Source organism: Caballeronia telluris, from assembly GCF_001544495.1.
GTDB lineage: Bacteria > Pseudomonadota > Gammaproteobacteria > Burkholderiales > Burkholderiaceae > Caballeronia > Caballeronia telluris.
In genome coordinates this window covers 596,153-622,430 of sequence record NZ_FCNZ02000001.1, presented here as the reverse complement: position 1 = coordinate 622,430, position 26,278 = coordinate 596,153, and the positions used below count along the sequence as shown (strand labels likewise).

Here is a 26,278-nt window from a genome sequence, read left to right as displayed (position 1 = left end):
ATCGTTCCGATGCACACCTGCCCCGCCCTTTTCATCAGCGCGCCCGCCTCGCATCAAGGCAAGACGACCGTCACCGCCGCACTCGCGCGCCATCACACGCGGCAAGGGCTGCGCGTGCGCGTGTTCAAGACCGGTCCCGACTTCCTCGACCCGATGATTCTCGAACGCGCGTCGGGGTCGCCCGTCTACTCGCTGCATCTCTGGATGGTGGGAATCGACGCGTGCCGCGCGTTGCTTAGCGATGCCGCACGCGAGGCCGACCTGATCCTGATCGAAGGCGTGATGGGTCTCTTCGACGGCACGCCGAGCAGCGCGGATCTCGCCATCGCGTTCGGCGTGCCGGTGCTCGCCGTGATCGGCGCGCACGGCATGGCGCAGACCTTCGGCGCGGTCGCATTCGGGCTCGCGCGTTATCGTCCCGAGTTGCCGTTTCATGGCGTGCTCGCGAACAAGGTGGCGTCCGCGCGGCATGCGCAGATGGTCGGCGAAGCGTTGCCCGAAGGCCTGCGCTATTGCGGGCACCTGTCGAATGCCGCCGGCATCGCGCTGCCCGACCGCCATCTCGGTCTGACGCAGGCGGCGGAAATCGCCGATCTGGACGCGCGTCTCGATCGCGCAGCCGACGCCATCGCGAACACTGCGCTCCACGCGTTGCCGCCCGCGGTCGCATTCGAGGACCAGGCGCTGGATAACCCGCCGCGTCTTCTCGACGGCATGCGCATCGCCATTGCGCGCGATGCCGCGTTCTCGTTCATCTATCCTGCGAACCTCGACCTGCTTCACGCGATGGGCGCGCGCATCCAAACGTTCTCGCCGCTCGCCGACGAACCCGTGCCCGACGATGCCGACGCGCTTTATCTGCCCGGCGGCTATCCCGAACTGCACGCGGTGACGCTCGCGCGCAATGCGCGCACGGCGGCGTCGATCACGAGGCACACGCAGCGCGGACGAACGGTTGTAGCGGAATGCGGCGGCATGCTTTATCTGCTCGATGCGCTAAAGACCCTCGACGGCACGCAGCACGCGATGCTCGGCCTCATCCCCGGCGAAGCCGCGATGCAGCCGCGCCTTTCGCGGCTCGCTATGCAGCGCATCGAAATGTCGCGCGGCACGCTGACCGGCCACACGTTCCACTATTCGAGCGTCGCCACGCCGATGCAGCCGCTGTTGACCGCGACGCACGCGACCACCGGCGCGGCGGGCGAAGCGCTGTACCGGCACGGACCGGTCACCGCGACCTACATGCACGCTTACTGGCCGTCGAATCCGGCTGCCGTAGCCGCGCTCTTTCGCGGCGAACCCCTATGACAATGACCCCTGCAACGATCGTCGAAAAAGAACCGCCGCTCGAACTCGCCTTCACGATCGCGCGCGCGAAATCGCAGCAGCCGATCGGCTCGCCCTGCACGAACGTGTGCCGCCTCGCTCAGCCGACGGGCCTCTGCGAAGGCTGCTTCAGGAATCGCGCGGAGATCAAGGCGTGGAAGACGATGGACGATGCGGCGAAACTCGCGCTCTTCGATACGCTCGTCGAGCGGCATGAAAAAAGGCGGCTCGACGAGCCGCCTGTCGATTCGATCGGCCCGCCGATCGAGCGTTAAGCGTGTGCCACGCGCCGCGACGGCGCGCGTTCCAGCTCGCGCGCGGCGAGCGCGCCGAAGACGAACCCGAGGGTCGACCAGAGCAGCGCCTGAATACCGAGCGCCGCGACGCGGAAGTTCCACAGCAGCGAGGCGGAGAAGTCCGCCGGCACTTCGTCGATGGAAGGCAGCACGAACTGTGCGATCGCGATCAACACGATATACACGGCGCCCGCGATCAACGTCGCGTTCCAACCGCCATGCTGCGCGCGCATGCGCTTTTGCAGCCACACGGCGAGCACCGCCGCAGCAATCGAGATCGCGACCATGCCGAAGAAAAGCGCCGTGCGTGCGCCGATCGTCTCCGGATCGCCGACTGCCGGCGGATTCGGCGGGTACTTGATGAACGGCACCACCGCGACGCTCACGAATCCGAAGAGCGCGAGCAACGCCGACGTGCCGCGTGCGCGCAACGCGCCGAGGCGTCCATACGCGAAGGCAAAGACGAGCGAGAACAGCCCGCCGAGCGCCGTGCCGAACACCGCGACGCCGGTGAGCAGCCCGAGTCCCGCCTGCGTGCCGCGGCTCACGAGTTCCTCTTCATCGCCGTGGTTGTGCGCTGAGCCCGCCGCCGCGTGATCGTGCGAATGTTCCGCATGCTCGTGCTGCGCTTCGAACGCGATGGCGCGCGCGACCGGCGGCTCGCCGAACGTCCTCGCAAACCCGAAGCCGATGAGGCCCGCGATCAATCCCGCGATCATGCCGCGTATCAACAGATTGCGAATCATCGTGCGCGTCCTCAGTGACAGGGAAAGCCGAGCAGATGGCGCCCGTCGTGGACGAATTCGTGGATGTACGTGCCCGAGAAGATGGAAGTCGCGCCCTGCTCCGCGCCGACGAAGTAGATCGCGATGAGCAGAATGAGGCCGATGAAGATGGCCCAGGGAAGCACGTCACGCACCGGAATGGGTATTGGTGCATCGTTTGCGGGCGAAACGGCGGCGCCGCCATGAGCGGAAGCTGCGAGAGGATTCATGTCGTTCTCCAGGGAATGCGCGTCCCAACAGATCAAGAGGAAGGAAAGAATGCAGCGAGGGTCTGACTCGCGCGCGCGCCGCATCGGCACACACGCTCACAGTGGCGCGACCGTGCCGGGTTTTCACCGACTTCCTCGCACTGCAAGCTTGCCATTCTAGGAGGATCGACGGCAAAGTAAAGCGTCTACGGAGGATTCAGACATGAACACTGAGTTGATCCTGCTCTGCCACGCCGCGACGCACGCGACGAAAGCGGGCATCTTTCCCTCGCGCGACGACCCGATCGATCCGGCCGATTGCAGCGACCTCGCCAACCGGCTGGGGATGAACGGACGGCGCGTCGTCACGGGGCCGGCGCGGCCGGCGCGGGAAACGGCGGCCGCGATCTCAGCGGATGCGTCGGTCGATCTGTCGTTCGCCGATCTCGACTACGGTCGATGGCACGGCCGTTCGATTCGGGACGTGCACGACGAAGACCCGCAAGGGCTCGCGGCGTGGCTGTCCGATCCTTCGAGCGCGCCGCATGGCGGGGAAAGCATCGAGCAGCTTGCGACACGCGTGATAAGCGGGCTCGAGCTTTATGCGCGCGGCGAGCCGCATGTCATCGTCACGCATGCGATCGTGGTCAAGATCATGCTCGCGCGCGTGCTGGACGCGCCGATCGCGTCGGTCTATGCAATGGACCTGGAGCCGCTCGCGCCGGTCAGGATCGTCGGCGGCGAGGCGCATTGGCGCCTGCGCGTGCGAGCGTGCTGAACGCGGTTAGCTAAGCAAACCGTGCGTTTGTTACGCGCTGATGAAGAATCTACGCTTTGGCTCCGCGCGCCATGCGCTGCAGCGTCGACGAATCGATCGCACCCGCGCAAATGCGCACCGCCTCCGACAGCGTGCGCGGGCGGCCCGAGCCGAACTGCGCCTCAAGCATCGCGACGGCGCGCAGGCGCTCGTCGTTGCCGAGCTTTTCGCCGGTCGCCAGTTCCAGCACGGAGATGAAATAGGCCGCGGGCGGTGTCGCGCGGTCGAGGCTCACGGTCGCAGCGTCCCATGAAGCGGCGGGCGACGGCGCCCATTTGTCGTGTCGACTGTTCATTGTCCAATCCAGTTCAAAGCAACTGGGTTCGGATGTGAGCAAGGAGCATTCCAGGCGACGAATGACGCAACGACCGCGAGCGCGCTCAGTGTTCCGACAACACATCGCGCGCGACGCGGCATGCCGCAAGGTCCCACGCGGCGCAACCGACGGTCTTGAGCAACAGCGGCCGCGCGCCGCGGGTGCCATCGTCGCGAAGGACTTTGACGAGCGGCTGCACGACGTTCCAGTCGATGGCCGCCTGGATCAGATCGCCTGCTTCATGGCGCGCGCCGGCAGGGTCGTCAACGTAGACGGCGCTTCCGAGCACCGTCGACGCCGCGATTTCCGCCGCGTCGGGCGTGAACGCGCCGACGCCGATCACGAGCCGCCCCTGTCGTGCCGCGAGCGTGTAGACCGGCGTCTTGCTGGTGGTCGCGGTGATGACGACGTCGACGGAATCGGGAACGTCGCCGGCAAGCGGCGTCAGATTTGCGGACAACGCACCATGCGCCGCGCAAAACGCCTCGGCGCGCGCAGGCTGCGAGCCCGCGATCAGGACGCGCGCCGCTGGAAAGAGGCTCGTCAGCGCCTCGACGTGGTGGATCGCCTGCTTGCCCGTGCCGATCACCAGCACCTCGCCGGGCGCGGGGCCGAAGAGGCTGCGGATACCGAGCATCGTCACCGCGGCCGTGCGGCGGCCGGTCACCGTGGGTCCGTCGAGCATGAATTGCGGCACGCCCGTCGACGCGTCGAAGGCAGTAACCTGGCCGTGGATCGTCGGCAGGCCGAGCGCGCGGTTGCGCGGGCACACGTTCACGAGCTTGTGCATCGCGAGGTCGCGCGCGCTCGCGGGCATCGAGAGCATCACCGCGCCCTCGGCGAGCGGCACCACCATGCGCTCGGGGCTCGCGATACGGCCATCGGCGTACTCCATCATCGTGGCTTCGAGCGTCGCCACGAGGCGATCGTAGGGCAAGAGCCGGGCGGTCTCGGTTTCGTCGAATACGGGAATGGCGGTGGCTTTCGTGCTGGTCATCGTGAGGGCGCCTCGGGCTGGACAGGGAACGGCCCATTCTACCGACCGGCGCGCATCGGGAAGGATGGGATGCGATGCCGGCCGCGTCGAAGTACGATGCTGCTTAGTCGCGCAAAGCGCGCTGAACCTTGCATCGACCCCAATACGGCGCGCGTCACACGCCTGACACCGTCGACCGGGACAATCGGCCGTCCCGCCGGATCGCAAGCCGGATCGCGCCGTGCGCCAGTACATCAACGGAGCCCATCATGATTTCGCAAGACAGGCAGCGCCGCTTCGAAGCGGATCTGATCGACAGCTACGACGAAGAACTCGAAATGGAACTGGACGATCGCCTGCTCGACGGCGAAAGCGCGTTCACCGAGGAATCGCGCGCGCTGCGCAAGCTCTATTTCCGCGAGCTGTTCCGGCTGCAGGGCGAGCTCGTCAAGCTACAGGACTGGGTGGTGAATACGGGGCACCGGCTGGTCGTGATCTTCGAAGGGCGCGATGCCGCCGGCAAGGGCGGCGCGATCAAGCGCATCACGCAGCGGCTCAATCCGCGCGTGTGCCGCGTGGCCGCACTGCCCGCGCCGAACAATCGCGAACGCACGCAGTGGTACTTCCAGCGATACGTGTCGCAACTTCCCGCGGGCGGCGAGATCGTGCTGTTCGACCGCAGTTGGTACAACCGCGCGGGCGTCGAGCGCGTGATGAATTTTTGCAGCGACGAAGAGTATGAGGAATTCTTCCGCTCGGTGCCCGAGTTCGAAAAGATGCTGGTGCGAAGTGGCATCCAGATCATCAAATACTGGTTCTCGATTACCGACGACGAGCAGGAAGTGCGCTTTCAGGCGCGTATCGAAGATCCACTGAAGCAGTGGAAGCTGAGCCCGATGGATCTGGAGAGCCGTCGGCGCTGGGAGGCTTATACGGTGGCGAAGGAGATCATGCTGCAGCGCTCGCACATTCCGGAAGCGCCGTGGTGGGTCGTGCAGGCTGTGGACAAGAAGCGCGCGCGGCTCAACTGCATCAGCCATCTGCTCGCCCAGGTGCCGTATCACGAGATCGAGCATCCCGCGATCGACCTGCCAGCGCGCGTGTACAACGACGATTATCTGCGGCAGCCGGTGCCCGAGAGCATGATCGTGCCGGAAGTGTATTGACGCGTTGCGCCGCCTTAGCAGTGGCAGTGGTGGCAGACCGCGCGCGATTCGCCGCGGCCCGCGCGCGGCTTGAAGACCGCCTTGAACACGTACTGCGACCCCTTTGCCACGACGACCAGCGTAACTTGCGCGAGGTTGAAGTCGAGCGTGACCATCAGGCGCATGAGCACGAGCAGCGGCAGGACGACGGCCGGTTGATACAGTTGTCTTTCGATCAAGGCTCTCATTGCAAGCTCCCATTCCATGATTTGAATTCTACGGAGCGAGCACTTCCGGATAAAGGTTCCCAGGGTGAAGACATATGTTCGCAATCGCGAACAATGTAGGCACTGGCGCCCGGGGCGGCATGTTCGACATCGCGCCGCCCAAGGCGCCAGCATCGATTCATCGCTGTGCCAGCGAGGGCTCGACGACCGGCACGGGCATCGCATCGCCCCAACCACCGCCAAGCGCGCGAATGAGATTCACCGTCGCGACGGCCTGCGTCCCGGCAAGCTGCACGGCAACCCGCTGCGACTGCAACACCGTCCGATCCGCGTCGATGACATCGAGATAGTTCACCGCGCCCTCCTTGTACTGCGTGCGCGACAACTGCGCCGCCCGCGACGACGACTTCACTGCGTCCGCCTGCGTGCCTGTCTGTTCTTCGAGGATGCGCAAGTCCGAGAGGTTGTCCTCGACTTCCTGGAACGCGACCAGCACCTGCTGCCGGTAATTCGCCACGTCCTCCTCATACACCGCGCGCGCGTTGGCGAGGTTCCCCTTACGACGCCCGCCATCGAAGATCGGCATCGACAGCGCCGTGCCGACGAGCGGTCCCAGAAGGAACGTGCGGCTCGACCACTGGAACAAGTCGCCGAGCGTCGCGGATTCGAAGCCGCCCGCGCCCGTCAACGTCAGCGAAGGAAAGAACGCGGCCTTCGCCACGCCGATGCGCGAATTCGCGGCCGCCATCGCGCGCTCGGCCGCTGCGATATCCGGCCGGCGTTCGAGCAACGACGAAGGCAGCCCCGGCGGCACGCGAATCTCGACAGGCTTCAAAGGATTCGCCGCCATCGAGAACTGCGCGGGCGCTTTGCCGAGCAGCACCGCGAGACCATGCTCGGACGCCGCGCGCAACCGCTGGATCGTCATCGTGTCGGAACGCGCCGTCGCGAGTTCGGACTTCGCGCGCGCCACGTCGAGTTCGCTGATGTCGCCTTCGGTGAAGCGCCGCTGGACCAGCTTCAGCGCTTCTTCACGCAGGCTCACCGTGCGCGTGAACACGTCCATCTCGGCATCGAGTTCGCGCAGGTTGAAGTAGTTCTGCGCGACGTCCGCCTGCAACGCCAGTTGCACCGAGCGGAACAGCGCCTCGCTCTGTTGCGTGTCGGCCCTCGCCGCATCGACGGTCGATGCCACGCGTCCGAACAGATCGACTTCATACGACGCGCTCGCCTGCGCGCGCCACAACGTCTGCGCGGGCACGTTCACACTCTGCGGCTGCAACTGCGACGCCGGCGACAGCTTCTCGCGTGTCGGGCCGAAACCCGCGTCGATGGTCGGGAAGAGCCCGGCGCGCGCCGTCTGGTTGATCGCCCGCGCTTCCTTCACGCGCGCGGCCGCGGCCTTCAGGTTCTGGTTCGCATCGGCGGCCTGGTGTTCGAGGTCGTTGAGCGTCGCGTCGCCGAAGATCGTCCACCATTCGCCGCGCATCACTTCTTCCGACGGCTCCGCCGTCTTCCACGTGCCGGCCTCGGCGGGCGAAATCTTGTCAGCGGACGCGGTCGACTCGACCGGCGTTTCCTTGAATGCGGACGGCGCGTTCACATCGGGCTTCTCGTAGGTCGGCGCGAGCGAGCAGCCCGCGACCACGAGCAGCGTCGCCAGCAGCCCCGACAACCCCAGCCATCGTTTGGATAACGACTTGTTCATCATGTCCCTCACTGCGCCTCGTACGAGGCATTGATTCCACGCATCTGCGGATGCGTGCCGTGCTTGTCGGTGATGTGTTCGGTGCGTGCGAGCTTGCGCAGCAGCACGTAGAACACCGGTGTGAGCATCAGCCCGAAAAGTGTGACGCCGAGCATGCCGAAGAACACCGCGATCCCCATCGCATGACGCATCTCCGAACCGGCGCCCGTCGAGAGCACGAGCGGCACCACGCCCATGATGAACGCAATCGACGTCATCAGGATCGGGCGCAGCCGCAGCCGGCTCGCTTCGATCGCGGCCTGCACGATCGAGCGTCCCTGCATTTCCAGCTCGCGTGCGAATTCGACGATCAGGATCGCGTTCTTCGCCGACAAGCCCACCAGCACCATCAAGCCGATCTGCGTGAAGATGTTGTTGTCGCCATCGGTGAGCCACACGCCGAGCAGCGCCGACAGGATGCTCATCGGCACGATCATGATGATCGCGAACGGCAGCGTGAGACTCTCGTACATCGCGGCGAGCACCAGGAACACGAGCAGCACGCTGATCGGGAAGATCCACAGCGCCGCGTTGCCCGCGAGAATCTGCTGATACGTGAGATCGGTCCATTCGAACTTGATCCCGCGCGGCAGCGTTTCCGCCGCGATGCGTTCGGCGGCCGCCTGCGCCTGACCCGACGAGTAACCCGGCGCCGGGCCGCCGTTGATGTCCGCGGACGTATAGCCGTTGTAGCGCACGACCATCTCAGGGCCATATGTCGGCGAGACTTTCACGAGCGACGAGAGCGGGACCATTTCGCCATTGGCATTGCGCGTCTTGAGCAAGCCGATGTCGTCGGCACTCGCACGGAACGGCGCATCCGCCTGCACCCGCACCTGATACACGCGACCGAAGCGGTTGAAGTCGTTCACATACAGCGAGCCGAGGTACACCTGCATCGTGTTGAAGACATCGGTCACGGAAACACCGAGTTGCTTCGCCTTCACGCGATCCAGATCGACGTTCAGTTGCGGCACGTTGATCTGATAGCTGGAGAACGTCGGTCCGAGTTCGGGCGTCTGCGATGCGCGCTTGATGAACGCCTGCGTCGCATCGTTGAGCGCTTCGTAGCCGAGCGCGCCGCGGTCTTCCAACTGCATCTTGAAGCCGCCGAGCGTGCCGAGTCCGAGCACCGGCGGCGGCGGGAACACGGCGATGAACGAGCCCTTGATCGCGGCGAACTTCTGGTTGAGCGCGCCTGCAATCGCGCCGGCCGAGAGTTCTTTCGTCTTGCGGTCATGGAACGGCTTGAGCGTAACGAACACGATGCCCGCGCTCGACGAGTTCGTGAAGCCGTTCACCGACAGCCCCGGAAATTCCACCGCGCTTTCCACGCCCGGCTGCTTGCGCGCGATGTCCGTCATCTGGCGCACGACCTGCTCGGTGCGATCGAGCGAGGCGCCGTTCGGCAACTGCGCGAAGCTGATCAGATACTCCTTGTCCTGCGCGGGCACGAAGCCGCCGGGCACGACCTTGCCCATCAGCACCGCACCGCCGAGCAGCACCGCGTAGATCGCCATCATGATCGCCTTGCGGCTGATCACCTTCGACACACCCTTGCCATACGCTTCCGAACCGCGATGGAACACCTTGTTAAAGCGCTTGAAGAAGCCGCCGAATACGCGATCCATGCCGCGCGTGAGCCAGTCCTTCGGCTCGTCGTGGCCCTTGAGCAGCATCGCGGCGAGCGCGGGCGAGAGCGTCAGCGAGTTGAACGCGGAGATCACGGTCGAGATCGCGATGGTCATCGCGAACTGCTTGTAGAACTGGCCCGTAAGACCCGACATGAACGCAAGCGGCACGAACACAGCCACGAGCGTTAGCGCGATCGCGATGATCGGCCCGCTCACTTCGCGCATCGCCTGATAGGTCGCTTCCCGCGCGGAGAGCCCGGACTCGATGTTGCGCTCCACGTTCTCCACGACCACGATCGCATCGTCCACCACGATACCGATCGCGAGCACCATCCCGAAGAGTGAGAGTGCGTTGATCGAGAAGCCGAACGCGAGCAACAGCGAGAACGTCCCGATGATCGACACCGGCACCGCGAGCAGCGGAATGATCGACGCGCGCCACGTTTGCAGGAACACGATCACGACCAGCACGACGAGCGCGATCGCTTCGAGCAGCGTGTGAATCACGGCTTCGATACTGGAGCGCACGAACTGCGTCGGGTCATAGACGATCTGGTATTCGACGCCCGAGGGCATGTCCGCCTTCAGTTCCTTCATCGTCGCGCGGACCTGATCGGAGATCTGCAACGAGTTCGCGCCCGGCTGCTGGTTGATCGCGATCGCGACCGCCGACTTGTTGTCGAGCAACGAACGCAGGCCATATTCCGATGCGGCCAGTTCCACGCGCGCCACGTCGTGCAGACGCGTGACCGCGCCGTCAGGCGACGTCTTCAGTACGATGTCCTTGAACTCGGCCTCGTTCTGCAAACGCCCCTGCGCGTTCACGTTCAACTGCACGGGCACGTTCGGCAGCGTCGGCGACGAACCGATCACGCCCGCCGCGACCTGCACGTTCTGCTCGCGGATCGCGCTGACGACATCGCTCGCGGTCATGCCGCGCTGTGCGACCTTCTGCGGATCGAGCCAGATGCGCATCGAATAATCGCCCGAGCCCCAGAGTTGCACCTGCCCCACGCCGCCGATCCGTTCGAGCCGGTCCTTCACGTTGATCAGCGCGTAGTTGCGCAGATACGTCATGTCGTAGCGGCCGTTAGGCGAATTCAGGTGGACCACCATCGTGAGCGTCGGCGACGACTTGATCGTCGTCACGCCGAGGAGCTGCACATCCTGCGGAAGGCGCGGCATGGCCTGCGACACGCGGTTCTGCACGAGCTGCTGCGCCTTGTCCGGATCGGTGCCGAGCTTGAACGTGACGGTGATGTTGAGATTGCCGTCGCTGTTCGCCTGCGACTGCATGTACAACATGTTCTCGACGCCGTTGATCTGCTCTTCGAGCGGCGAGGCCACCGTTTCGGCGATCACCTTCGGGTTCGCGCCCGGATACTGCGCGTGCACCACCACCGACGGCGGCACGACTTCCGGGTACTCGGAGATCGGCAGCTTGAACATCGCGATGACGCCCGCGAGCAGCACGATCACCGATAGCACGCCCGCGAAAATCGGGCGGTCGATGAAGAATTTGGATATGTTCATGATCGTTCTTCTGAGCTTGAAGCGCCGCTTACGACGCTGATTTCGGAGCGGGCGCGTTGTTCGCCATCGCGACGCCGTTCGCCTTCACGACATCGTTCGGACGCACACGCTGCAGGCCGTTCACGACGATGCGCTCGCCGGGTTCGAGTCCCTTCGCGATCACGCGCAGTCCGTCCTGCTGCGTGCCGAGCGTGACTTCGCGGTACTGCACGCGGTTGTCCTTGTCGACGACCATCACGTACTTCTTGTCCTGGTCGGTGCCGATCGCGGCATCGTCGACGAGCACGGCCGGGTGCGGCGTGCCGCCGCCCACCTTGATGCGCGCGTAGAGGCCGGGCAAGAGCGAGCCGTCGGCGTTGTCGAAACGGGCGCGCACGCGGATCGTTCCGGAACTCGTATCGATGCGGTTATCCACCGACGCGACCGCGCCTTCGCGCGAATAACCCTCTTCGTTCGCGAGGCCGAGTGACACCGGCACCGTCGCCTTCGAGTCGCGGCTCAGATAGCGCAGATAGGTTTGTTCGTCGACGTCGAACGAGGCGTAGATCGGCGAGACCGACACGAGCGTCGTCAGAAGCGGCGCGTTCGCACCGGTCGAGACGATGTTGCCGACCGTCATCTCCGCGCGCGACACGCGGCCCGACACGGGCGCGACGATATTCGTGTAGGTCAGGTTGATCTTCGCGGCTTCGAGCGCGGCCTGCGCGGACTTCACGCCCGCGACGGCCTCGCGCGCGGCGTTCTGCTTCTCGTCGTAGTCGCGCTTGGCGATCGCGTTGTCGGACAGCAGGCGCTCGGCGCGTGCCGCATCCGTCGTCGTGTAGCCGTTGCGCGCCTGCGCGGCCGCGAGCTGCGCCGCCGCGCGATCGACCTCGGCCACGTACGGACGCGGGTCGATCGTGAAGAGCGGATCGCCCTTCTTCACGAGCGCGCCGTCCTTGAAATGCACCGCGACGATCGTCCCCGGCACGAGCGGGCGGATGTCCACCTTGTCGACGGCTTCGAGCCGGCCCGAGTAACTCTGCCAGTCGGTGATGGTCTTCGAGACCACGGTGGCGACGTCCACTTCGGTCGCCGTCGCGCTGTGCGCCGCGGCCTGCGCGCTGTTCACGGGCGCGTCGCCATGACCGCGCCACGCCGTATAGCTACCGATGCCCGCGACCACGAGCGTGGCGCCTAGCGCCGCATACATGCGTTTGCGAGTGAAGAACATGTCGAAAGCTCCAATAAAGTCGTTGAGATTTTTTTTGTCCCGCGTGCGGCGCCGGTCAAACCGGCTTCGCCAGCGAGAGACGTTTTCTGAAGAAGGCGACGACGTCGGCCAGTGCGGCCGGATGCGTAGCGAGACCCTTGTGCGAGGCGCGGCAATGGCGCGTGACCTCGGTCGGGATGCCCGCAGCGATCAGTTCGCCCGCGTATTTTTCCGCTTCGATGTGCAGCAGGTCGTGCTCGGCACTCGCGATCAACGCCGGCGGCAGACCCGCGAGACGGCGCGATTCGAGCGGCGCCGCATACGGGTGCAGCCGTTGCGATGCGTTCGGCAGATACGCGCGATAGCAGCGCGCGCATTCGCTCATTCCAAGATCGGTGCCCGTCACCTTGCGTTCGTCGGCGAGACGCGTGAGGCTCGGGTCGAGAAGCGGCGCAAGCAAGGCCTGCGCCGAAATCGCGATATCGCCGCGATCACGGGCGATAGCCGCGAGACAGGTCGCGAGATTGCCGCCCGCGTCGTGTCCGGCTACACCAATCCGGTGCGGGTCCGCGCGCTGTGCGCGTGCATTCGCGACCGCCCACTGTGCAGCGCGATAGCCGTCTTCGGGCGCGGCGGGAAACGGAAACGCCGGCGCCAGCGAATAGCCGACCGACACGACCCACGCGGGCGTGTCGCGTGCGATCGTCGCGGCGGCGATCTCGGCGTCGTCGAGCGTGCCGTGGGTAAAGCCGCCGCCGTGGAAATAAAGCACAATCGGCAGGACGGTGCCGTCCGGCGCGGGGCGATAGCTGCGCAGCACGATCGGCTGAGCGTGTCCCGCGAGTTGAACATCTTCGATGCAAAGCCTCGAAGATGTCGTTTGACTCAGCCCCTGATCCAGCGTTGTTGCCATGGTTTTTGCGGCGCGTTTGCGCCATCCCACCTGAGTTGCGATGGAACGAATTCTGGTGCCCGCAGGTTTTTAGATAAATGCCTATAATCCGGCAACACAATTCGGTCGCACTGAACAATCGCGATTCGACATCCTTAATCGTTTGTTAGCAGCGCGCTTAATTCCCGGCGCTGCAATGCTTTTGACGGTGAGAGAACATGGATCGGCTACAAGCTATGCAGGTGTTCACACGCGTTGTCGACACCAACAGCTTTTCGCGCGCAGCGGATACGCTCAACCTCCCGCGTGCGTCGGTGACGACGATCATCCAGAACCTCGAGGCGTTCCTCAACGTGCGGCTGCTTCAGCGCACGACCCGGCGTCTGAATCTCACGCCCGACGGCGCCGCGTATTACGAGCGGTGCGTGCGCATCCTCGCGGACATCGAGGAAGCCGAGGGCTCGTTCGCGACGAGCGCCAAGGGTCCGCGCGGCAAGCTGCGCGTGGACATGCCCGGCGCGATCGGACGCAATATCGTGATGCCCGCGCTGTGCGAATTCCACACGCGCTATCCGGATATCGAACTGATGGTCGGCTTTGGCGACAAGCCCGTCGATCTGATCCAGGAAGGCGTCGATTGCGTGATTCGCGTGGGCACGCTGCAAGATTCGAGTCTCGTCGCGCGGCGCATCGGCGTGTTTCAGGGCCTGACCGCCGCAGCCCCGCAGTACCTGGAACTGCACGGCATGCCGAAGACCATCGAGGATCTCGAACACCACACGGCCGTCAATTATTTTTCGAGCCGCACGGGCCGCGTGATCGACATGGATTTCGTCGTGGACGAAAAGACGATCGAAGTGAAGATGCGTGGCAAGATCGCCGTGAACGATGCGGAAGCCTACTTGAGTTGCGGCGTGAAGGGCGTCGGGCTCATTCAGGTGCCGCGCTTCATGGCGCTGCCGTTCCTGCAAACGGGCGAGCTGGTCGAAGTGCTGCCGCAGTGGAAGCCTTTGCCGATGCCGATTTCAGCGGTTTATCCGCACAACCGGCATCTGTCGCAAAAGGTGCGCGTGTTCGTCGACTGGGCGGCGGAGCTGTTCGAACGTTGCCCGCTGCTCTCGGGCCAGGAGGACGCCGAAGGCCGCTGCCTGCCGACGAGCACGTCGTTTTCGTCGAAGATGGTCCGGTATGGCACGCCTGAAGTCGCGGGCACCGTCGATGTGGTTGCATAGCTAACGGGTTCGCATCGGATTTTCGTTTGGCACGGGCGTTCGATCGAACGCCCTTTTTGTTTTTTGTCCCTTCGGATACCGAGTCTATTGCACGCTCGGGTGTGTACCGCGCCTCCGAATCCCCCGCCCCACAAGGCGCTCCGCGATTGTTCGCCGGACTCGATTAATCTTTTCGCACTTTGCACATTTATCCGCGGCCGCGGCTTGACTACATTTCGTCCTGTCGCAGCGTAGCCGGGTTCATCGAACCGACGCTGCTCATCGAATTTCTTCGAACATTCAGGCATCGACAGGAGCGTCATCATGAAAAGCCGACTAATCGCAGGTTTAGCGCTTGCCGCCGTTTCCGCTGTCGTTTCGACGACCGCTTTCGCCGACGGCGGTCAGGGCATCGGCCGCGCGGGCACGTATCAGATACAGACGACGACCGCGCAAAGCACCAAGACGCGCGCCGAAGTGCGTGCCGAACTCGCCGCCTCGTATTCGGACGGCACGCTGCCGGCGCTCAACCGCAACGCGTATCCGGACAAGAGCATGGCGGGCGAAGCGGTCGCCGCGCAGTCCGCACGCCGCGCCGCCCTCGCCGAGCAGCACAACCGCGAGATCGTGGAATACGCGAACGGATCGGTGACGCAAAGCGGCGTCGCGGCTCATTGAGCGGGCATATCGCGAGCGGAACAGAGAGAAAGATCATGAACGACAACACACCCCTCGAGCAGTTTTCGGCCCTCGACGATTGGGCACCTTCCGCGCCCGTCTGGCGTCCTTATGTTCAGGAGCGGGCCAGCACGCCGCGCACGGCGGAATGCCAGGCCGCGGAACCCGGAGCGTCGACGTGGGCGCGGTAATCGTCGCGGCAGTCTTCGTCATCGCGACGATAGCGGGGCCGCAAGTCGTTTCCGATGCGGCCCGCTCGCAGGTGGAGCAAGCGGTGACGCAGGCTTCGCACCCGTCCTCGGCTCAAACCGTCAGGCCGTCGCCCGTGGCGGATACGCGAGGCTGAACGCCTCGCGCGGCCAGCTCATCCGCACGCGCCGATTTCTCCGCACGCGGTGCAGAAGTCGCATCCGTCCTTGCGGATGACCGCATTGGCCCCACACGTCGGGCACTTGCGTCCGTGCATGCGCATGAGCGAATGGGCATCGCCGGTCGATGAATCGAGTTGCGTCGGATCATCCTCCTCTGTTTCGTCGAGCACTGGCTGCGCCGCAAGCGCTCTCGTGTGACGCTGCGCGAGCGCGCGCGACGGGACTTGATTGCCCTCCGCATCGAGAAAGCCACGCCGATACAGAATCTGCTGGATCGCATACGCGAGCGCCGCGACTTCGGAATCGTGCCAGCGCGGGCTGCGATGGCCGTCGAGCCGTTCGACATCGCCGAGACGCACCTGACCGCGATCCCACGAGACCTTGCGCATGTCCTGCAGATTGCGCGCGACGAAGCCCCCGCGCGCAGCAAGCGAAAGCGAGCGCATGGTCGCCGTGATCCACTGTTGCGATTCGTCGCGCTGGCCGGTCGGGATGAAGAACTCGATCGGACGCTCGATAGTCACGTCCTCGCCGCCCTGCCGCCCCGTCACTTCGATGAACGACACCGCGACATAGAGCGACTTCTTCCCCGCCTGCGTCAGATACTCGACCTTCTCGATGACCGCGGGCAGTTCGCCGCGCGGCCGGTGGTCGATCGCGATGCGCAGCGGGTCCTGCTCCAGATCCGGGTCCGGCGAATCGGCGGGGGTCGTCTCCGGCGTGACTGACAGCACCGCGCCCAGCGTCTCGTTCGGCCGGTATGTCGCAAGCCCCTTCAGCCCGCGCCGCCACGCTTCGAAATACAGGTCCTGGAATTTGTCGAAGGGATAGTCGGCGGGAACGTTGACGGTTTTCGAAATCGACGTGTCGACGAAAGGCTGCACCGCCGCCATCATTTCCAGATGGTCATGCGCGGACATCTGCAGCGCATTCACAAAGTAATCGGGCAGCGCATTCACGTTGCCGCCCAGCTCGCGATACAGCCGATAAGCGTGATCTTCCACCGCAAACGACTGCCGACCGCCATCGGCCATGCGCTTCGTGCGCTGGTAGGTCCACGAGAACGCGGGCTCGATGCCGTTCGATGCGTTGTCGGCAAACGCGAGACTCACGGTGCCGGTCGGCGCGATGGAAAGCAGATGGCTGTTGCGGATGCCGGTCTTGCGGATGTCTTCCTTGATGTCCTCGGGCAGGCGCGAAGCGAACGTGCCTTCCTCCAGATACTGCTTCGCGTTGAAAAGCGGAAACGCGCCGCGCTCGCGCGCGAGTTCGACCGACGCGCGATACGCTTCATCACGCATGGTGCGCGCGACACGCGTTGCGAATTCGCGGCCTTCGGGCGCGTCGTAGCGGATGCCGAGCATCACGAGCGTGTCGCCGAGACCCGTGAAGCCCACGCCGATGCGCCGCTTCGCATCCGCCTCGCGCGCCTGCTCGGGCAAGGGCCAGAGCGTGACGTCGAGCACGTCGTCGAGAAAGCGCACCTGGATGCGCGTGGTCTTCGCGAGCGCGTCCCAGTCGAATGACGGCGTGCCGCCGCGTTCTTGCGCGAACGCGTCGCGCACGAAGCGCGTGAGATTGAGCGGCCCCAGGTTGCAACAGCCATAGGCGGGCAACGGCTGCTCGCCGCACGGGTTCGTCGCGCGGATCGTCTCGACACCGCGCAGGTTGTTGTCGTCGTTCATGCGCGACATGAAGACGACGCCCGGCTCGGCCACGTCGTAGGTCGAACGCATGATGACGTCCCACACTTCGCGCGCCCGCACTTCGCGATACACCCACATGCCGTCCTCGCGCCGCCGCAGGTCGCCCGATGCGCGCAGCGAGGGCGCGGGCTCCGCGCGATGCACGAGTTCCCAGCCCGCGTCGTCGGCGACGGCCTGCATGAATTCGTCCGACACCGCCACCGACACGTTGAAGTTATTCCAGCGCCCTTTCTCGTGCTTGGCCGCGATGAATTCGAGCAGGTCGGGATGCGTGCAGTCGAGGATGCCCATCTGCGCGCCGCGCCGCGAACCCGCGCTCTCGACCGTGCGGCACGACGCGTCGAACACGTCCATGTAGCTGCATGGTCCCGACGCGGACGAGCCGGTCGAATGAACGCGCGCGCCCTTGGGCCGGATCGCGGAAAAGTTGTAGCCGACGCCGCCGCCGCGCCGCATCGTCTCGGCCGCCTGCAACAGCGCCACGTAGATGCCCGGCAGGCCGTTTTCATCGACACCCTGGATCGCATCGCCGACCGGCTGCACGAAGCAGTTGATGAGCGTCGCCTCGATGCCCGTGCCCGCCGCGCTCATGATGCGGCCCGCGCCGAGCGCGCCGCGCCGGAAGTTGTCGACGAAGTCCGCTTCTGTCTTCGTGCGCAGCGCCTCGGGTTCCGCCAGTGCGACACCGCGCGCGACGCGCCGGTAGATGTCCTCTACGCGGCTTTCGTCGCCCTTCGCGTACTTCTCGATCATCACGTCGATGGAAAACTGCTGCGGTGCAACCGGAGTGTTGAGATTGTCTTCAGCCATGTCCGTCCTCGAAAACGCGCGGGCACCGTGCACGTGATGCACGGCCCGATCCGCAAACACGATTCAAGACGATAGCGCGATTGCGCAACGAGCGCCAAGTCTTGGCGGCGATGTTTTTCGGATTACGCCTTCCGGAGTAGCTCGAACGAACGAGCGGTGTCGTGTCGCCCTGTCCCTTTGGTGAATGGTCGGCGCATTACGCGCGAGGCAAGCTCTGGACCAGCTCGTTGTCTCTCCCTCCAACCCGATTTCAACCCCTTCGCTCCCGCACGATGACTGCCGCACGCAAGACCCAGACCAGCTCGTTCGAACAAGACCCGCGCGCGTGGCGCGTGCTCGGGTCGAGCACGTTTGCATTCACCATCTGCTTCGCGATCTGGATGATGTTCGCCATTCTCGGCATTCCGCTGAAAGAGCAGCTCAACCTCACCGACACGCAATTCGGCATGATCGCCGCGACGCCCGTGCTGTCGGGCTCGCTCGCCCGCGTGCCCCTCGGCATCTGTACCGACCGGGTGGGCGGACGCATCGTCTTCCTTGTCACGATGCTCGCCACCGTCGTGCCGCTATGGCTCATCTCGCATGCCACCGAATTCTGGCAGTTCATCGTGCTCGGGCTCATGGTCGGCCTGGCGGGCGCGTGCTTCTCGATTGGCACGCCCTACGTCGCGCGCTGGTTTCCGAAATCGCGCCAGGGTTTCGCGATGGGCATCTTCGGCGCCGGCAACTCGGGGGCGGCGTTGACCAAGTTCGTCGCGCCCGTGCTGATCCTGACCGCGGGCACGTGGACCATCGTGCCGAAGGTCTACTCGATCGTGATGCTCGTCACGGCGCTTGCATTCTGGCTGACGTCCGTGAGCGATCCGGCCCATCGCACGCCGAAGACACGAAGTAATGCAAGCAGTCGCCACACGCTGATGGACGTGCGAGCCTGGCGCTATTCACAGTACTACTCGGTGGTGTTCGGCGGCTATGTCGGCCTGTCGCTGTGGATGCCGCACTACTACGTCAACCACTACGGCTTTGCCATCGAACAGGCGGCGCTCCTCGCGGCGTGCTTCTCGCTGCCGGGCGGCTTGCTGCGCGCGATCGGCGGCTGGCTCTCCGACCGCTACGGTGCATACCGGACGACATGGATCGTCATGTGGATCGTGTTCGTCTGCTTCTTCGTGCTCAGCTATCCGGAAAGCGATTTCACGGTTCGTTCGGCGAACGGCCCGATCGGCTTTCACATCGCTATCCCGCCAACCCTGTTCACCGCGCTGATGTTCGTCGTCGGCATTGCAATGGCGATCGGCAAGGCCTCCGTCTTCAAGTTCATTTCGAACGACTACACCGACAACATCGGCGCCATCTCCGGCGTCGTCGGCCTGGCGGGCGGCCTCGCGGGCTTCGCACTGCCGATCCTCTTCGGCGCGCTCGTCGACCTGACCGGCGTGCACAGCACCTGTTTCATGCTCCTCTTCGGCGCGACAGCCGTCAGCCTGATCTGGATGCACTTCTCGTTCCGTCCAGTCGGCGCGGCAGAAGCGCGCGACAAATCCGCCGCCCGCAACGCGGCCGTCTGACCCATCCCCGCATCAACCAAGACGACATCATGTCCAACCAAGTCCTGACCAACTGGACGCCGGAAGACCCGGCGTTCTGGAAATCCGGCGGCGCGTCCGTCGCCAACCGCAATCTGTGGATTTCGATTCCCGCGCTGATGCTCGCGTTCGCCGTGTGGTCGCTGTGGAGCGTCACCGTCGTGAACCTCGAAAAAGGCGGCTTCCATTTCAGCAAGAACCAGCTGTTCTGGCTGACTGCCCTTCCCGCGCTGTCGGGCGCGACGCTGCGCATCTTCTATTCATTCCTCGTACCGGTTTTCGGCGGTCGCCGTTTCACGGCGTTCTCCACGGCAACCCTGCTGATTCCCGCGCTGGGCGTGGGCTTCGCGCTGCGCGATCCGTCCACGAGCTACCCGACACTGCTGGTGCTCGCCCTGTTGTGCGGGCTCGGCGGCGCGAACTTCAGTTCGTCGATGGCGAATATCAGCTTCTTCTTCCCCAAGGCGAAAAAGGGGTTCGCGACGGGCCTCAACGCGGGCATCGGCAATCTTGGCGTGTCGCTCGTGCAGTTCGTGGCGCCGCTCGTGATCGCTTCGAGCGTGTTCGGCGCGTTGGCGGGCGGCGGCACGACGTTCGTCAAGGACGGCATCGAGCACGGCATCTGGTTGCAGAACGCGGGATTCATCTGGGTGCCGTTCATCGTCGTGGCAACGCTCGCGGCGTGGTTCGGCATGAACGACATCGCCGATGCGAAGGCATCCTTCGCGGAACAGGCGGTCATCTTCCGGCGCAAGCACACCTGGCTCATGTGCTGCCTCTATGTCGGCACTTTTGGTTCGTTCATCGGTTTCTCGGCGGGGTTTGCGCTCCTGACCAAGTCGCAGTTCCCGACAGTCGATCCAACCGCCTATGCGTTTCTCGGACCGCTCGCCGGTGCGCTGACGCGTCCGGTCGGCGGCTGGATCTCCGACCGGCTCGGCGGCGCGCGCGTCACGCTCGGCACCTTCATCGCGATGATCGCGGCCGTGTTCGCCGTCGTCCATTTCCTGCCGGGCAACGGCGCAGGAGGCAGCTTCGACGGTTTTCTCGTCACCTTCATCCTGCTCTTCGCGCTGACGGGCATCGGCAACGGATCGACCTTCCGCATGATCCCCGTGATCTTCATGACGCAGCACCAGCGCGAGGCGCGCGGCCAGGACGACGCCACACTGCGCCGCGCGCAGCAGGAGGCGGGCAAGGAGTCGGCGGCCGTGTTGGGCTTCGCGGGAGCGCTCGGTGCCTATGGCGGCTTCTTCATTCCGAAGACGTTCGGCTCCGCGCTCGAACTGACCGGTTCGGCCGTGCCCGCGCTCTATGTGTTCGTCGTGTTCTATGCGACATGCGTCGCGATCACGTGGTTTTTTTACGCGCGCCGCGGCGCCGGCATGCCTTGCTGATCCGGCGGACTACGCCTAAAGACGTAACCCGACTTCAACCTATGGCGAATAGGCAAGCACAACGCCTGCGCCTATGCTGACCCGGTCTGCTTCCGCCTGGCTTTCCTTCTCGCCGCCAGGCGCGAGAAGCGCCGCTTGGAGATAAAAAATGAGTCACTTTCTTGACCGGCTGAAGTTCATGAAACGCACCCGGTCGACGTTTTCCGATGGTCACGGCGCAGTCGTCGATGAAGACCGCACGTGGGAGAACGGCTATCGCAATCGCTGGCAGCACGACAAGGTCGTGCGCTCCACGCACGGTGTCAATTGCACCGGTTCGTGTTCATGGAAGGTGTATGTCAAGAACGGTTTGATCACGTGGGAAACGCAGCAGACCGACTATCCCCGTACCCGCGCCGATCTGCCGAATCACGAGCCGCGCGGGTGTCCGCGCGGTGCGTCGTATAGCTGGTATGTGTATTCGGCGCAGCGCGTGAAGTATCCGATGATTCGCGGGCGCCTCATCGAAATGTGGCGCGAGGCGCGCAAGAAGCTCGATCCGATCGACGCATGGGAATCGATCAGCCAGAACCCCGAGAAGGCCGCGCGCTACAAGCAGGTGCGCGGACTCGGCGGCTTCGTGCGCGCCGACTGGGACACGGCGACCGAGATCATCGCGGCGGCCAACGCGTTCACGATCAAGAAATTTGGCCCGGACCGCGTGATCGGCTTCTCGCCGATTCCGGCGATGTCAATGGTTTCCTACGCGGCCGGCGCGCGCTATCTGAGCCTGATCGGCGGCGCGTGCCTCTCGTTCTACGACTGGTATTGCGACCTTCCGCCCGCCTCGCCGCAAGTCTGGGGCGAACAGACGGACGTGCCCGAATCCGCCGACTGGTACAACTCCACGTACCTCATGGTGTGGGGTTCGAACGTCCCGCAGACCCGCACGCCCGACGCGCATTTCTACACCGAAGTGCGCTACAAGGGCACGAAGACCGTGGCGGTATCGTCGGACTTCGGCGAAATGGTCAAGTTCGGCGACATCTGGCTCGCGCCGAAGCAAGGCACCGACGCCGCGCTCGCGATGGCGATGGGTCACGTCGTCATGAAGGAGTTTCATGCGGTGCAAGCGCCGCGCACATCCTCGTATCTGCGCGACTACGTAAAGCAGTACACCGACATGCCGATGCTCGTGCTGCTGCGCGAGAACAATGGCACGCTGGTGCCCGATCATTTCCTGCGCGCCTCGCACCTCGCGAACAATCTCGGCGAAGCGAATAACCCGCAATGGAAGACACTGCTCGTCGACGACGCCACCGGCGCGATCGTCGCACCTAACGGCACGGTCGGCTTCCGCTGGAATGAAGCGGCGCATAACGATGGCGAAAAAGTCGGCCGCTGGAATCTTGAACTGAAGGACGGCGGCAGCGGCGGCGCGATCGATCCGCGCCTGTCGTTCGTGAAGGCGGGCGCGCACGACGAGATCGTCGATGTCGGCTTTCCCTACTTCGGCGGCGAACACGGCGCGCTGCTCGAACGCCGCGTGCCGGCGCGACGCGTCACGCTCGCGGACGGCACGAGTGCGCTCGTCGCCACGGTCTTCGACTTGCAGATGGCGAATTACGGCGTCGACCAGGGCCTCGGTGGCCCGAACGTCGCGCGCTCCTTCGACGACGACGTCCCCTGCACGCCTGCCTGGCAGGAAAAGCACACGACGGTGCCGCGCAAGCTCGTGATCCAGGTCGCACGCGAATTCGCCGAAAACGCCGAGAAGACGCACGGCAAGAGCATGGTGATCGTCGGCGCGGCGCTGAATCACTGGTATCACAACGACATGATCTATCGCGGCATCATCAACCTCCTGATGATGTGCGGCTGCGTCGGGCAAAGCGGCGGCGGCTGGGCGCACTATGTCGGGCAGGAAAAGCTCCGGCCGCAATTCGGCTGGGCGCCGCTCGCGTTCGCCCTCGACTGGACCCGCCCGCCAAGGCAGATGAACGGCACGTCGTTCTTCTACAACCACACGAGCCAGTGGCGGCACGAGAAAGTCGCGCTCGACGAAGTGCTTGCACCCACGGCCGACAAGTCGAAGTACGCGCGGCTTTCGATGCTCGACCTGAACGCGAAGTCGGAGCGTATGGGCTGGCTGCCAAGCGCGCCCCAATTGAGCGCTAATCCGCTCGATCTCGTGGACGCCGCAACGCAAGCCGGCAAGGAGCCGATTGACTACGTGGTCGAACGACTGAAGTCGGGCGCACTCGGTTTCGCGTGCGACGACCCGGACAATCCCGCGAACTTCCCGCGCAACATGTTCGTGTGGCGTTCGAACATCCTCGGCAGTTCGGGCAAGGGACACGAATATTTCCTGAAGTACCTGCTCGGCACGCAGAACGCCTTGTTCGCCGACGAAGCCGATGCGATCAAGCCCGGCGAAGTGAAGGTGCGCGAAGCGGCCGAAGGCAAGCTCGATCTGCTCACGGTGCTCGATTTCCGCATGAGCACGACGTGTCTCTACGGCGACATCGTCCTCCCGACCGCAACCTGGTATGAGAAGGACGACCTGAACACGTCCGACATGCATCCGTTCATTCATCCGCTTTCGGAGGCCGTGCAGCCCCTCTGGGAGAGCAAGACCGATTGGGAAATCTACAAGGCGATTGCGAAGAAGTTTACCGACATCGGCGGACCCGCGCTCGGCAAGCGCCGGGACATCGTTTGCACGCCGCTCATGCACGACACGCCGGGCGAGCTCGGCCAGCCGTTCGAGCCGAAGGACTGGCGAGCCGGCGAATGCGAACTGATTCCAGGCAAGACCGCGCCGTCGATGACGGTCGTCGAGCGCGATTACAACGATATCTACAGCAAGTTCACGTCGGTCGGGCCGCTGCTCGACAAGCTCGGCAACGGCGGCAAAGGCATCAACTGGAACACGGCGCATGAGGTAGGTGAACTGGCGCATCTGACGCGCACCGTCACGGAACCCGGCGTGAGTCAGGGCCGTCCGCGGCTCGACACTGCCATCGACGCCGCCGAAATGATCCTGACCTTCGCGCCCGAAACCAACGGACATGTGGCGGTCAAAGCATGGGAGGCGCTCTCGAAGATCACCGGTCGCGATCATACGCATCTCGCTATCGGCCGCGAGCACGACAAGATCCGTTTCCGCGACGTGCAGGCACAGCCGCGCAAGATTATTTCCGCGCCGACGTGGTCGGGCCTTGAATCGGAGGAAGTCAGCTACAACGCCGGCTACACCAACGTGCACGAACTCATTCCATGGCGCACGCTCACCGGACGCCAGCAGTTCTACCAGGACCACCGCTGGATGCTCGACTTCGGCGAAGGCTCGTGCGTGTATCGCCCGGCCATCGACACCAAGACCATCGCTCCGATGCTCGGCACCAAGCCCAATGGCGAGCACGAACTCGTGCTGAACTGGATCACGCCGCATCAGAAATGGGGCATCCACTCCACTTACACGGACAACCTGCGCATGCTCACCCTTTCGCGCGGCGGTCCGCACGTGTGGGTGTCGGAAACGGAGGCCCGCGAAGCCGGACTCGTCGATAACGACTGGGTCGAGGTGTTCAACGTGAACGGCACGCTCACCGCGCGCGTCGTCGTGAGCCAGCGCGTACCGCGCGGCATGTGTCTCATGTATCACGCGCAGGAAAAGATCGTGAACGTGCCTGGCGCGGAAACGAGCGGCATGCGCGGCGGCATCCACAACTCCGTCACGCGCACGGTGCTGAAGCCGACGCACATGATCGGCGGCTATGCGCAGCAGGCGTATGGCTTCAACTACTACGGAACGGTCGGATCGAATCGCGACGAATACGTGATCGTCCGCAAGATGAAGAAGGTCGAGTGGCTGGAAGGCCCGCTGAACGAAGGAGCAGTCGCATGAAGATCCGCGCGCAGGTAGCGATGGTCCTGAATCTGGACAAGTGCATCGGGTGCCACACGTGCTCGATCACGTGCAAGAACGTGTGGAGCTCGCGTGACGGCGTCGAGTATGCGTGGTTCAACAACGTCGAGACGAAGCCGGGAATCGGTTTCCCGAAGGAATGGGAGAATCAGGAGAAGTGGCAAGGCGGCTGGAAGCGCAACGCCGACGGGAAAATCGAACCGCGTCAGGGCGGTAAGCTCAAGGTGCTCGCGAACCTGTTCGCCAACCCGAACCTGCCCGCCATCGACGAGTACTACGAGCCGTTCACCTACGACTACGAGCATCTGCAGAAGGCTCCGCTGTCCCAGACGCCGCCCACTGCCCGGCCCGTCTCGGTGCTCACCGGCAAGAAGATGGACAAGATCGAATGGGGTCCGAACTGGGAAGACGATCTCGGCGGCGAGTTCGCCTCGCGCGGCCGCGACATGCTGTTCGACCAGGTGCAAAAGGAGATGTACTCGACTTTCGAGAACACCTTCATGATGTATCTGCCGCGTCTGTGCGAACACTGCCTGAACCCGGCGTGTGTCGCCTCATGCCCGTCGGGCTCGGTCTACAAGCGCGAAGACGACGGCATCGTGCTCGTCGATCAGGACAAGTGCCGCGGCTGGCGCATGTGCATCTCCGGCTGCCCGTACAAGAAGATCTACTTCAACTGGCAAAGCGGCAAAGCGGAGAAGTGCATCTTCTGCTATCCGCGTATTGAAGCCGGACAACCCACCGTCTGCTCGGAAACGTGCGTCGGGCGAATCCGCTATCTCGGCGTGATGCTCTATGACGCCGAAAAGATCGGCGAAGCCGCATCGGTCGAGCGAGAGCAGGACCTGTATCAGTCGCAGCTCGACGTGTTCCTCGACCCGCATGATCCGCAGGTGCAGGCCGAGGCGCTGCGCCAGGGCATTTCACAAAGCTGGATCGACGCGGCACGCAAGTCTCCTGTCTACAAGATGGCGGTGCAGTGGAAGGTGGCATTCCCGCTGCATCCGGAGTACCGGACGCTCCCGATGGTCTGGTACATCCCCCCGCTCTCGCCGATCCAGTCCGCGGCGGAAGCCGGCCACATCGGCATGGACGGCGTCATTCCCGACGTGAAGAGCCTGCGCATTCCGATGCGCTATCTCGCGAACCTGCTGACTGCGGGCGACGAGCGCCCCGTGCTGTCCGCGCTCGAACGCATGCTCGCGATGCGCGCGTTCAAGCGGGCCGAGACGGTCCACGGACGCGCGGAACCAGAACTACTCGACGGCACGGGCCTCACCGCCGCGCAGGTCGAGGACATGTACCAGACGCTCGCGATCGCCAACTACGAGGACCGCTTTGTCGTGCCGTCGTCGCACAAGGAAATGGTCGAGGACAGCTTCAACGAAAAGGGCAGCTGCGGCTTTTCCTTCGGAAACGGTTGCTCGGGCGGGGCGTCCGAGGGCTCGCTCTTCGGCAAGAAACCGCAAGGCAGTGTCGTGTTCGCCGACATGCCCAAGTCGCGCAAAAAAGCAGGAGCACAGTCATGACGGAAG

At 64.4% G+C, this 26,278-nt stretch carries 20 protein-coding genes and 1 riboswitch; of the genes, 10 read left to right on the top strand and 10 right to left on the bottom strand.

All coding sequences use genetic code 11. The annotated features are described in order from the left end of the window. Positions 1 to 9 precede the first annotated feature (9 nt). Complete coding sequence (locus tag AWB66_RS02860) at positions 10 to 1,308, top strand: cobyrinic acid a,c-diamide synthase CobB (RefSeq protein ID WP_087628716.1); 1,299 nt, start codon at positions 10 to 12, stop codon at positions 1,306 to 1,308. Next, on the top strand, positions 1,305 to 1,601 hold the full coding sequence (locus AWB66_RS02855) for a DUF1289 domain-containing protein (protein WP_235020951.1): 297 nt from the start codon (positions 1,305 to 1,307) through the stop codon (positions 1,599 to 1,601). The genes AWB66_RS02860 and AWB66_RS02855 overlap by 4 nt, the downstream gene beginning before the upstream one ends. Here AWB66_RS02855 and AWB66_RS02850 read toward each other — a convergent pair. Together AWB66_RS02850 and AWB66_RS02845 are read right to left on the bottom strand one after the other, a co-directional pair. Continuing rightward, on the bottom strand, positions 1,598 to 2,368 hold the full coding sequence (locus AWB66_RS02850) for a CbtA family protein (RefSeq protein ID WP_087628714.1): 771 nt from the start codon (positions 2,366 to 2,368) through the stop codon (positions 1,598 to 1,600). The two genes, AWB66_RS02855 and AWB66_RS02850, sit on opposite strands and share 4 nt — an antisense overlap. Positions 2,369 to 2,379: 11 nt before the next feature. Continuing rightward, positions 2,380 to 2,616, bottom strand: a complete 237-nt coding sequence (locus AWB66_RS02845; protein ID WP_087628713.1) for a CbtB domain-containing protein — start codon at positions 2,614 to 2,616, stop codon at positions 2,380 to 2,382. Positions 2,617 to 2,652: 36 nt separating this feature from the next. Further along, positions 2,653 to 2,776, bottom strand: a riboswitch (cobalamin riboswitch). Positions 2,777 to 2,818: 42 nt separating this feature from the next. Between AWB66_RS02845 and AWB66_RS02840 the strand changes: the two genes are divergently transcribed. Then, positions 2,819 to 3,373: a histidine phosphatase family protein gene (locus AWB66_RS02840; protein WP_087628712.1), complete on the top strand. Its 555-nt coding sequence runs from the start codon at positions 2,819 to 2,821 to the stop codon at positions 3,371 to 3,373. A 49-nt stretch (positions 3,374 to 3,422) separates the two neighbouring features. Here the strand turns inward: AWB66_RS02840 and AWB66_RS02835 are convergent, their stop codons facing one another. Together AWB66_RS02835 and lhpI are read right to left on the bottom strand one after the other, a co-directional pair. Beyond that, complete coding sequence (locus AWB66_RS02835) at positions 3,423 to 3,707, bottom strand: hypothetical protein (RefSeq protein ID WP_087628711.1); 285 nt, start codon at positions 3,705 to 3,707, stop codon at positions 3,423 to 3,425. Between the two features lie 85 nt (positions 3,708 to 3,792). After that, positions 3,793 to 4,725 (bottom strand): bifunctional Delta(1)-pyrroline-2-carboxylate/Delta(1)-piperideine-2-carboxylate reductase, encoded by a 933-nt coding sequence (lhpI, locus tag AWB66_RS02830; protein ID WP_087628710.1) that lies wholly within the window; start codon positions 4,723 to 4,725, stop codon positions 3,793 to 3,795. A gap of 248 nt (positions 4,726 to 4,973) precedes the next feature. Between lhpI and ppk2 the strand changes: the two genes are divergently transcribed. Further along, positions 4,974 to 5,870, top strand: coding sequence for a polyphosphate kinase 2 (gene ppk2, locus AWB66_RS02825; protein WP_087628709.1), 897 nt, complete (start codon positions 4,974 to 4,976; stop codon positions 5,868 to 5,870). Between the two features lie 14 nt (positions 5,871 to 5,884). Here ppk2 and AWB66_RS02820 read toward each other — a convergent pair whose 3' ends face one another. The 5 genes from AWB66_RS02820 to AWB66_RS02800 all read right to left on the bottom strand — a co-directional run bounded on the left by AWB66_RS02820 (position 5,885) and on the right by AWB66_RS02800 (position 13,095). Next, on the bottom strand, positions 5,885 to 6,097 hold the full coding sequence (locus tag AWB66_RS02820) for a hypothetical protein (RefSeq protein WP_087628708.1): 213 nt from the start codon (positions 6,095 to 6,097) through the stop codon (positions 5,885 to 5,887). 157 nt (positions 6,098 to 6,254) lie between these two features. After that, complete coding sequence (locus AWB66_RS02815; protein WP_407642254.1) at positions 6,255 to 7,787, bottom strand: efflux transporter outer membrane subunit; 1,533 nt, start codon at positions 7,785 to 7,787, stop codon at positions 6,255 to 6,257. A 5-nt stretch (positions 7,788 to 7,792) separates the two neighbouring features. Beyond that, on the bottom strand, positions 7,793 to 10,990 hold the full coding sequence (locus AWB66_RS02810; protein ID WP_087628707.1) for an efflux RND transporter permease subunit: 3,198 nt from the start codon (positions 10,988 to 10,990) through the stop codon (positions 7,793 to 7,795). Between the two features lie 28 nt (positions 10,991 to 11,018). After that, on the bottom strand, positions 11,019 to 12,203 hold the full coding sequence (locus AWB66_RS02805) for an efflux RND transporter periplasmic adaptor subunit (protein ID WP_087628706.1): 1,185 nt from the start codon (positions 12,201 to 12,203) through the stop codon (positions 11,019 to 11,021). A gap of 55 nt (positions 12,204 to 12,258) precedes the next feature. Next, complete coding sequence (locus AWB66_RS02800; RefSeq protein WP_087628705.1) at positions 12,259 to 13,095, bottom strand: alpha/beta hydrolase; 837 nt, start codon at positions 13,093 to 13,095, stop codon at positions 12,259 to 12,261. Positions 13,096 to 13,292: 197 nt separating this feature from the next. Between AWB66_RS02800 and AWB66_RS02795 the strand changes: the two genes are divergently transcribed. Further along, complete coding sequence (locus AWB66_RS02795; RefSeq protein ID WP_087628704.1) at positions 13,293 to 14,306, top strand: LysR family transcriptional regulator; 1,014 nt, start codon at positions 13,293 to 13,295, stop codon at positions 14,304 to 14,306. Positions 14,307 to 14,609: 303 nt separating this feature from the next. Then, positions 14,610 to 14,963, top strand: coding sequence for a DUF4148 domain-containing protein (locus tag AWB66_RS02790; protein ID WP_087628703.1), 354 nt, complete (start codon positions 14,610 to 14,612; stop codon positions 14,961 to 14,963). Positions 14,964 to 15,327: 364 nt separating this feature from the next. Here the strand turns inward: AWB66_RS02790 and AWB66_RS02780 are convergent, their stop codons facing one another. Next, positions 15,328 to 17,850, bottom strand: a complete 2,523-nt coding sequence (locus tag AWB66_RS02780) for an adenosylcobalamin-dependent ribonucleoside-diphosphate reductase (protein ID WP_087628701.1) — start codon at positions 17,848 to 17,850, stop codon at positions 15,328 to 15,330. A gap of 272 nt (positions 17,851 to 18,122) precedes the next feature. Here AWB66_RS02780 and AWB66_RS02775 point away from each other — a divergent pair, with 272 nt between their 5' ends. The 4 genes from AWB66_RS02775 to narH all read left to right on the top strand — a co-directional run bounded on the left by AWB66_RS02775 (position 18,123) and on the right by narH (position 26,272). Next, the gene (locus AWB66_RS02775) at positions 18,123 to 19,418 is read left to right on the top strand and encodes an MFS transporter (RefSeq protein ID WP_087628700.1); all 1,296 of its coding nucleotides are present in this window, start codon (positions 18,123 to 18,125) and stop codon (positions 19,416 to 19,418) included. 29 nt (positions 19,419 to 19,447) lie between these two features. Then, on the top strand, positions 19,448 to 20,833 hold the full coding sequence (locus tag AWB66_RS02770) for a NarK family nitrate/nitrite MFS transporter (RefSeq protein WP_087628699.1): 1,386 nt from the start codon (positions 19,448 to 19,450) through the stop codon (positions 20,831 to 20,833). A gap of 148 nt (positions 20,834 to 20,981) precedes the next feature. Beyond that, positions 20,982 to 24,722, top strand: coding sequence for a nitrate reductase subunit alpha (locus AWB66_RS02765; RefSeq protein WP_087628698.1), 3,741 nt, complete (start codon positions 20,982 to 20,984; stop codon positions 24,720 to 24,722). Then, complete coding sequence (gene narH / locus AWB66_RS02760) at positions 24,719 to 26,272, top strand: nitrate reductase subunit beta (protein WP_087628697.1); 1,554 nt, start codon at positions 24,719 to 24,721, stop codon at positions 26,270 to 26,272. Before AWB66_RS02765 ends, narH begins: the two co-directional genes overlap by 4 nt. Positions 26,273 to 26,278 lie beyond the last annotated feature (6 nt).

Bases quoted from the DNA above. Each gene is read 5' to 3' on its own strand.
- AWB66_RS02860 (WP_087628716.1), top strand. From the start codon at position 10: ATGCACACCTGCCCCGCCCTTTTCATCAGCGCGCCCGCCTCGCATCAA.
- AWB66_RS02855 (WP_235020951.1), top strand. From the start codon at position 1,305: ATGACAATGACCCCTGCAACGATCGTCGAAAAAGAACCGCCGCTCGAA.
- AWB66_RS02850 (WP_087628714.1), bottom strand. From the start codon at position 2,368: ATGATTCGCAATCTGTTGATACGCGGCATGATCGCGGGATTGATCGCG.
- AWB66_RS02845 (WP_087628713.1), bottom strand. From the start codon at position 2,616: ATGAATCCTCTCGCAGCTTCCGCTCATGGCGGCGCCGCCGTTTCGCCC.
- AWB66_RS02840 (WP_087628712.1), top strand. From the start codon at position 2,819: ATGAACACTGAGTTGATCCTGCTCTGCCACGCCGCGACGCACGCGACG.
- AWB66_RS02835 (WP_087628711.1), bottom strand. From the start codon at position 3,707: ATGAACAGTCGACACGACAAATGGGCGCCGTCGCCCGCCGCTTCATGG.
- lhpI (WP_087628710.1), bottom strand. From the start codon at position 4,725: ATGACCAGCACGAAAGCCACCGCCATTCCCGTATTCGACGAAACCGAG.
- ppk2 (WP_087628709.1), top strand. From the start codon at position 4,974: ATGATTTCGCAAGACAGGCAGCGCCGCTTCGAAGCGGATCTGATCGAC.
- AWB66_RS02820 (WP_087628708.1), bottom strand. From the start codon at position 6,097: ATGAGAGCCTTGATCGAAAGACAACTGTATCAACCGGCCGTCGTCCTG.
- AWB66_RS02815 (WP_407642254.1), bottom strand. From the start codon at position 7,787: ATGATGAACAAGTCGTTATCCAAACGATGGCTGGGGTTGTCGGGGCTG.
- AWB66_RS02810 (WP_087628707.1), bottom strand. From the start codon at position 10,990: ATGAACATATCCAAATTCTTCATCGACCGCCCGATTTTCGCGGGCGTG.
- AWB66_RS02805 (WP_087628706.1), bottom strand. From the start codon at position 12,203: ATGTTCTTCACTCGCAAACGCATGTATGCGGCGCTAGGCGCCACGCTC.
- AWB66_RS02800 (WP_087628705.1), bottom strand. From the start codon at position 13,095: ATGGCAACAACGCTGGATCAGGGGCTGAGTCAAACGACATCTTCGAGG.
- AWB66_RS02795 (WP_087628704.1), top strand. From the start codon at position 13,293: ATGGATCGGCTACAAGCTATGCAGGTGTTCACACGCGTTGTCGACACC.
- AWB66_RS02790 (WP_087628703.1), top strand. From the start codon at position 14,610: ATGAAAAGCCGACTAATCGCAGGTTTAGCGCTTGCCGCCGTTTCCGCT.
- AWB66_RS02780 (WP_087628701.1), bottom strand. From the start codon at position 17,850: ATGGCTGAAGACAATCTCAACACTCCGGTTGCACCGCAGCAGTTTTCC.
- AWB66_RS02775 (WP_087628700.1), top strand. From the start codon at position 18,123: ATGACTGCCGCACGCAAGACCCAGACCAGCTCGTTCGAACAAGACCCG.
- AWB66_RS02770 (WP_087628699.1), top strand. From the start codon at position 19,448: ATGTCCAACCAAGTCCTGACCAACTGGACGCCGGAAGACCCGGCGTTC.
- AWB66_RS02765 (WP_087628698.1), top strand. From the start codon at position 20,982: ATGAGTCACTTTCTTGACCGGCTGAAGTTCATGAAACGCACCCGGTCG.
- narH (WP_087628697.1), top strand. From the start codon at position 24,719: ATGAAGATCCGCGCGCAGGTAGCGATGGTCCTGAATCTGGACAAGTGC.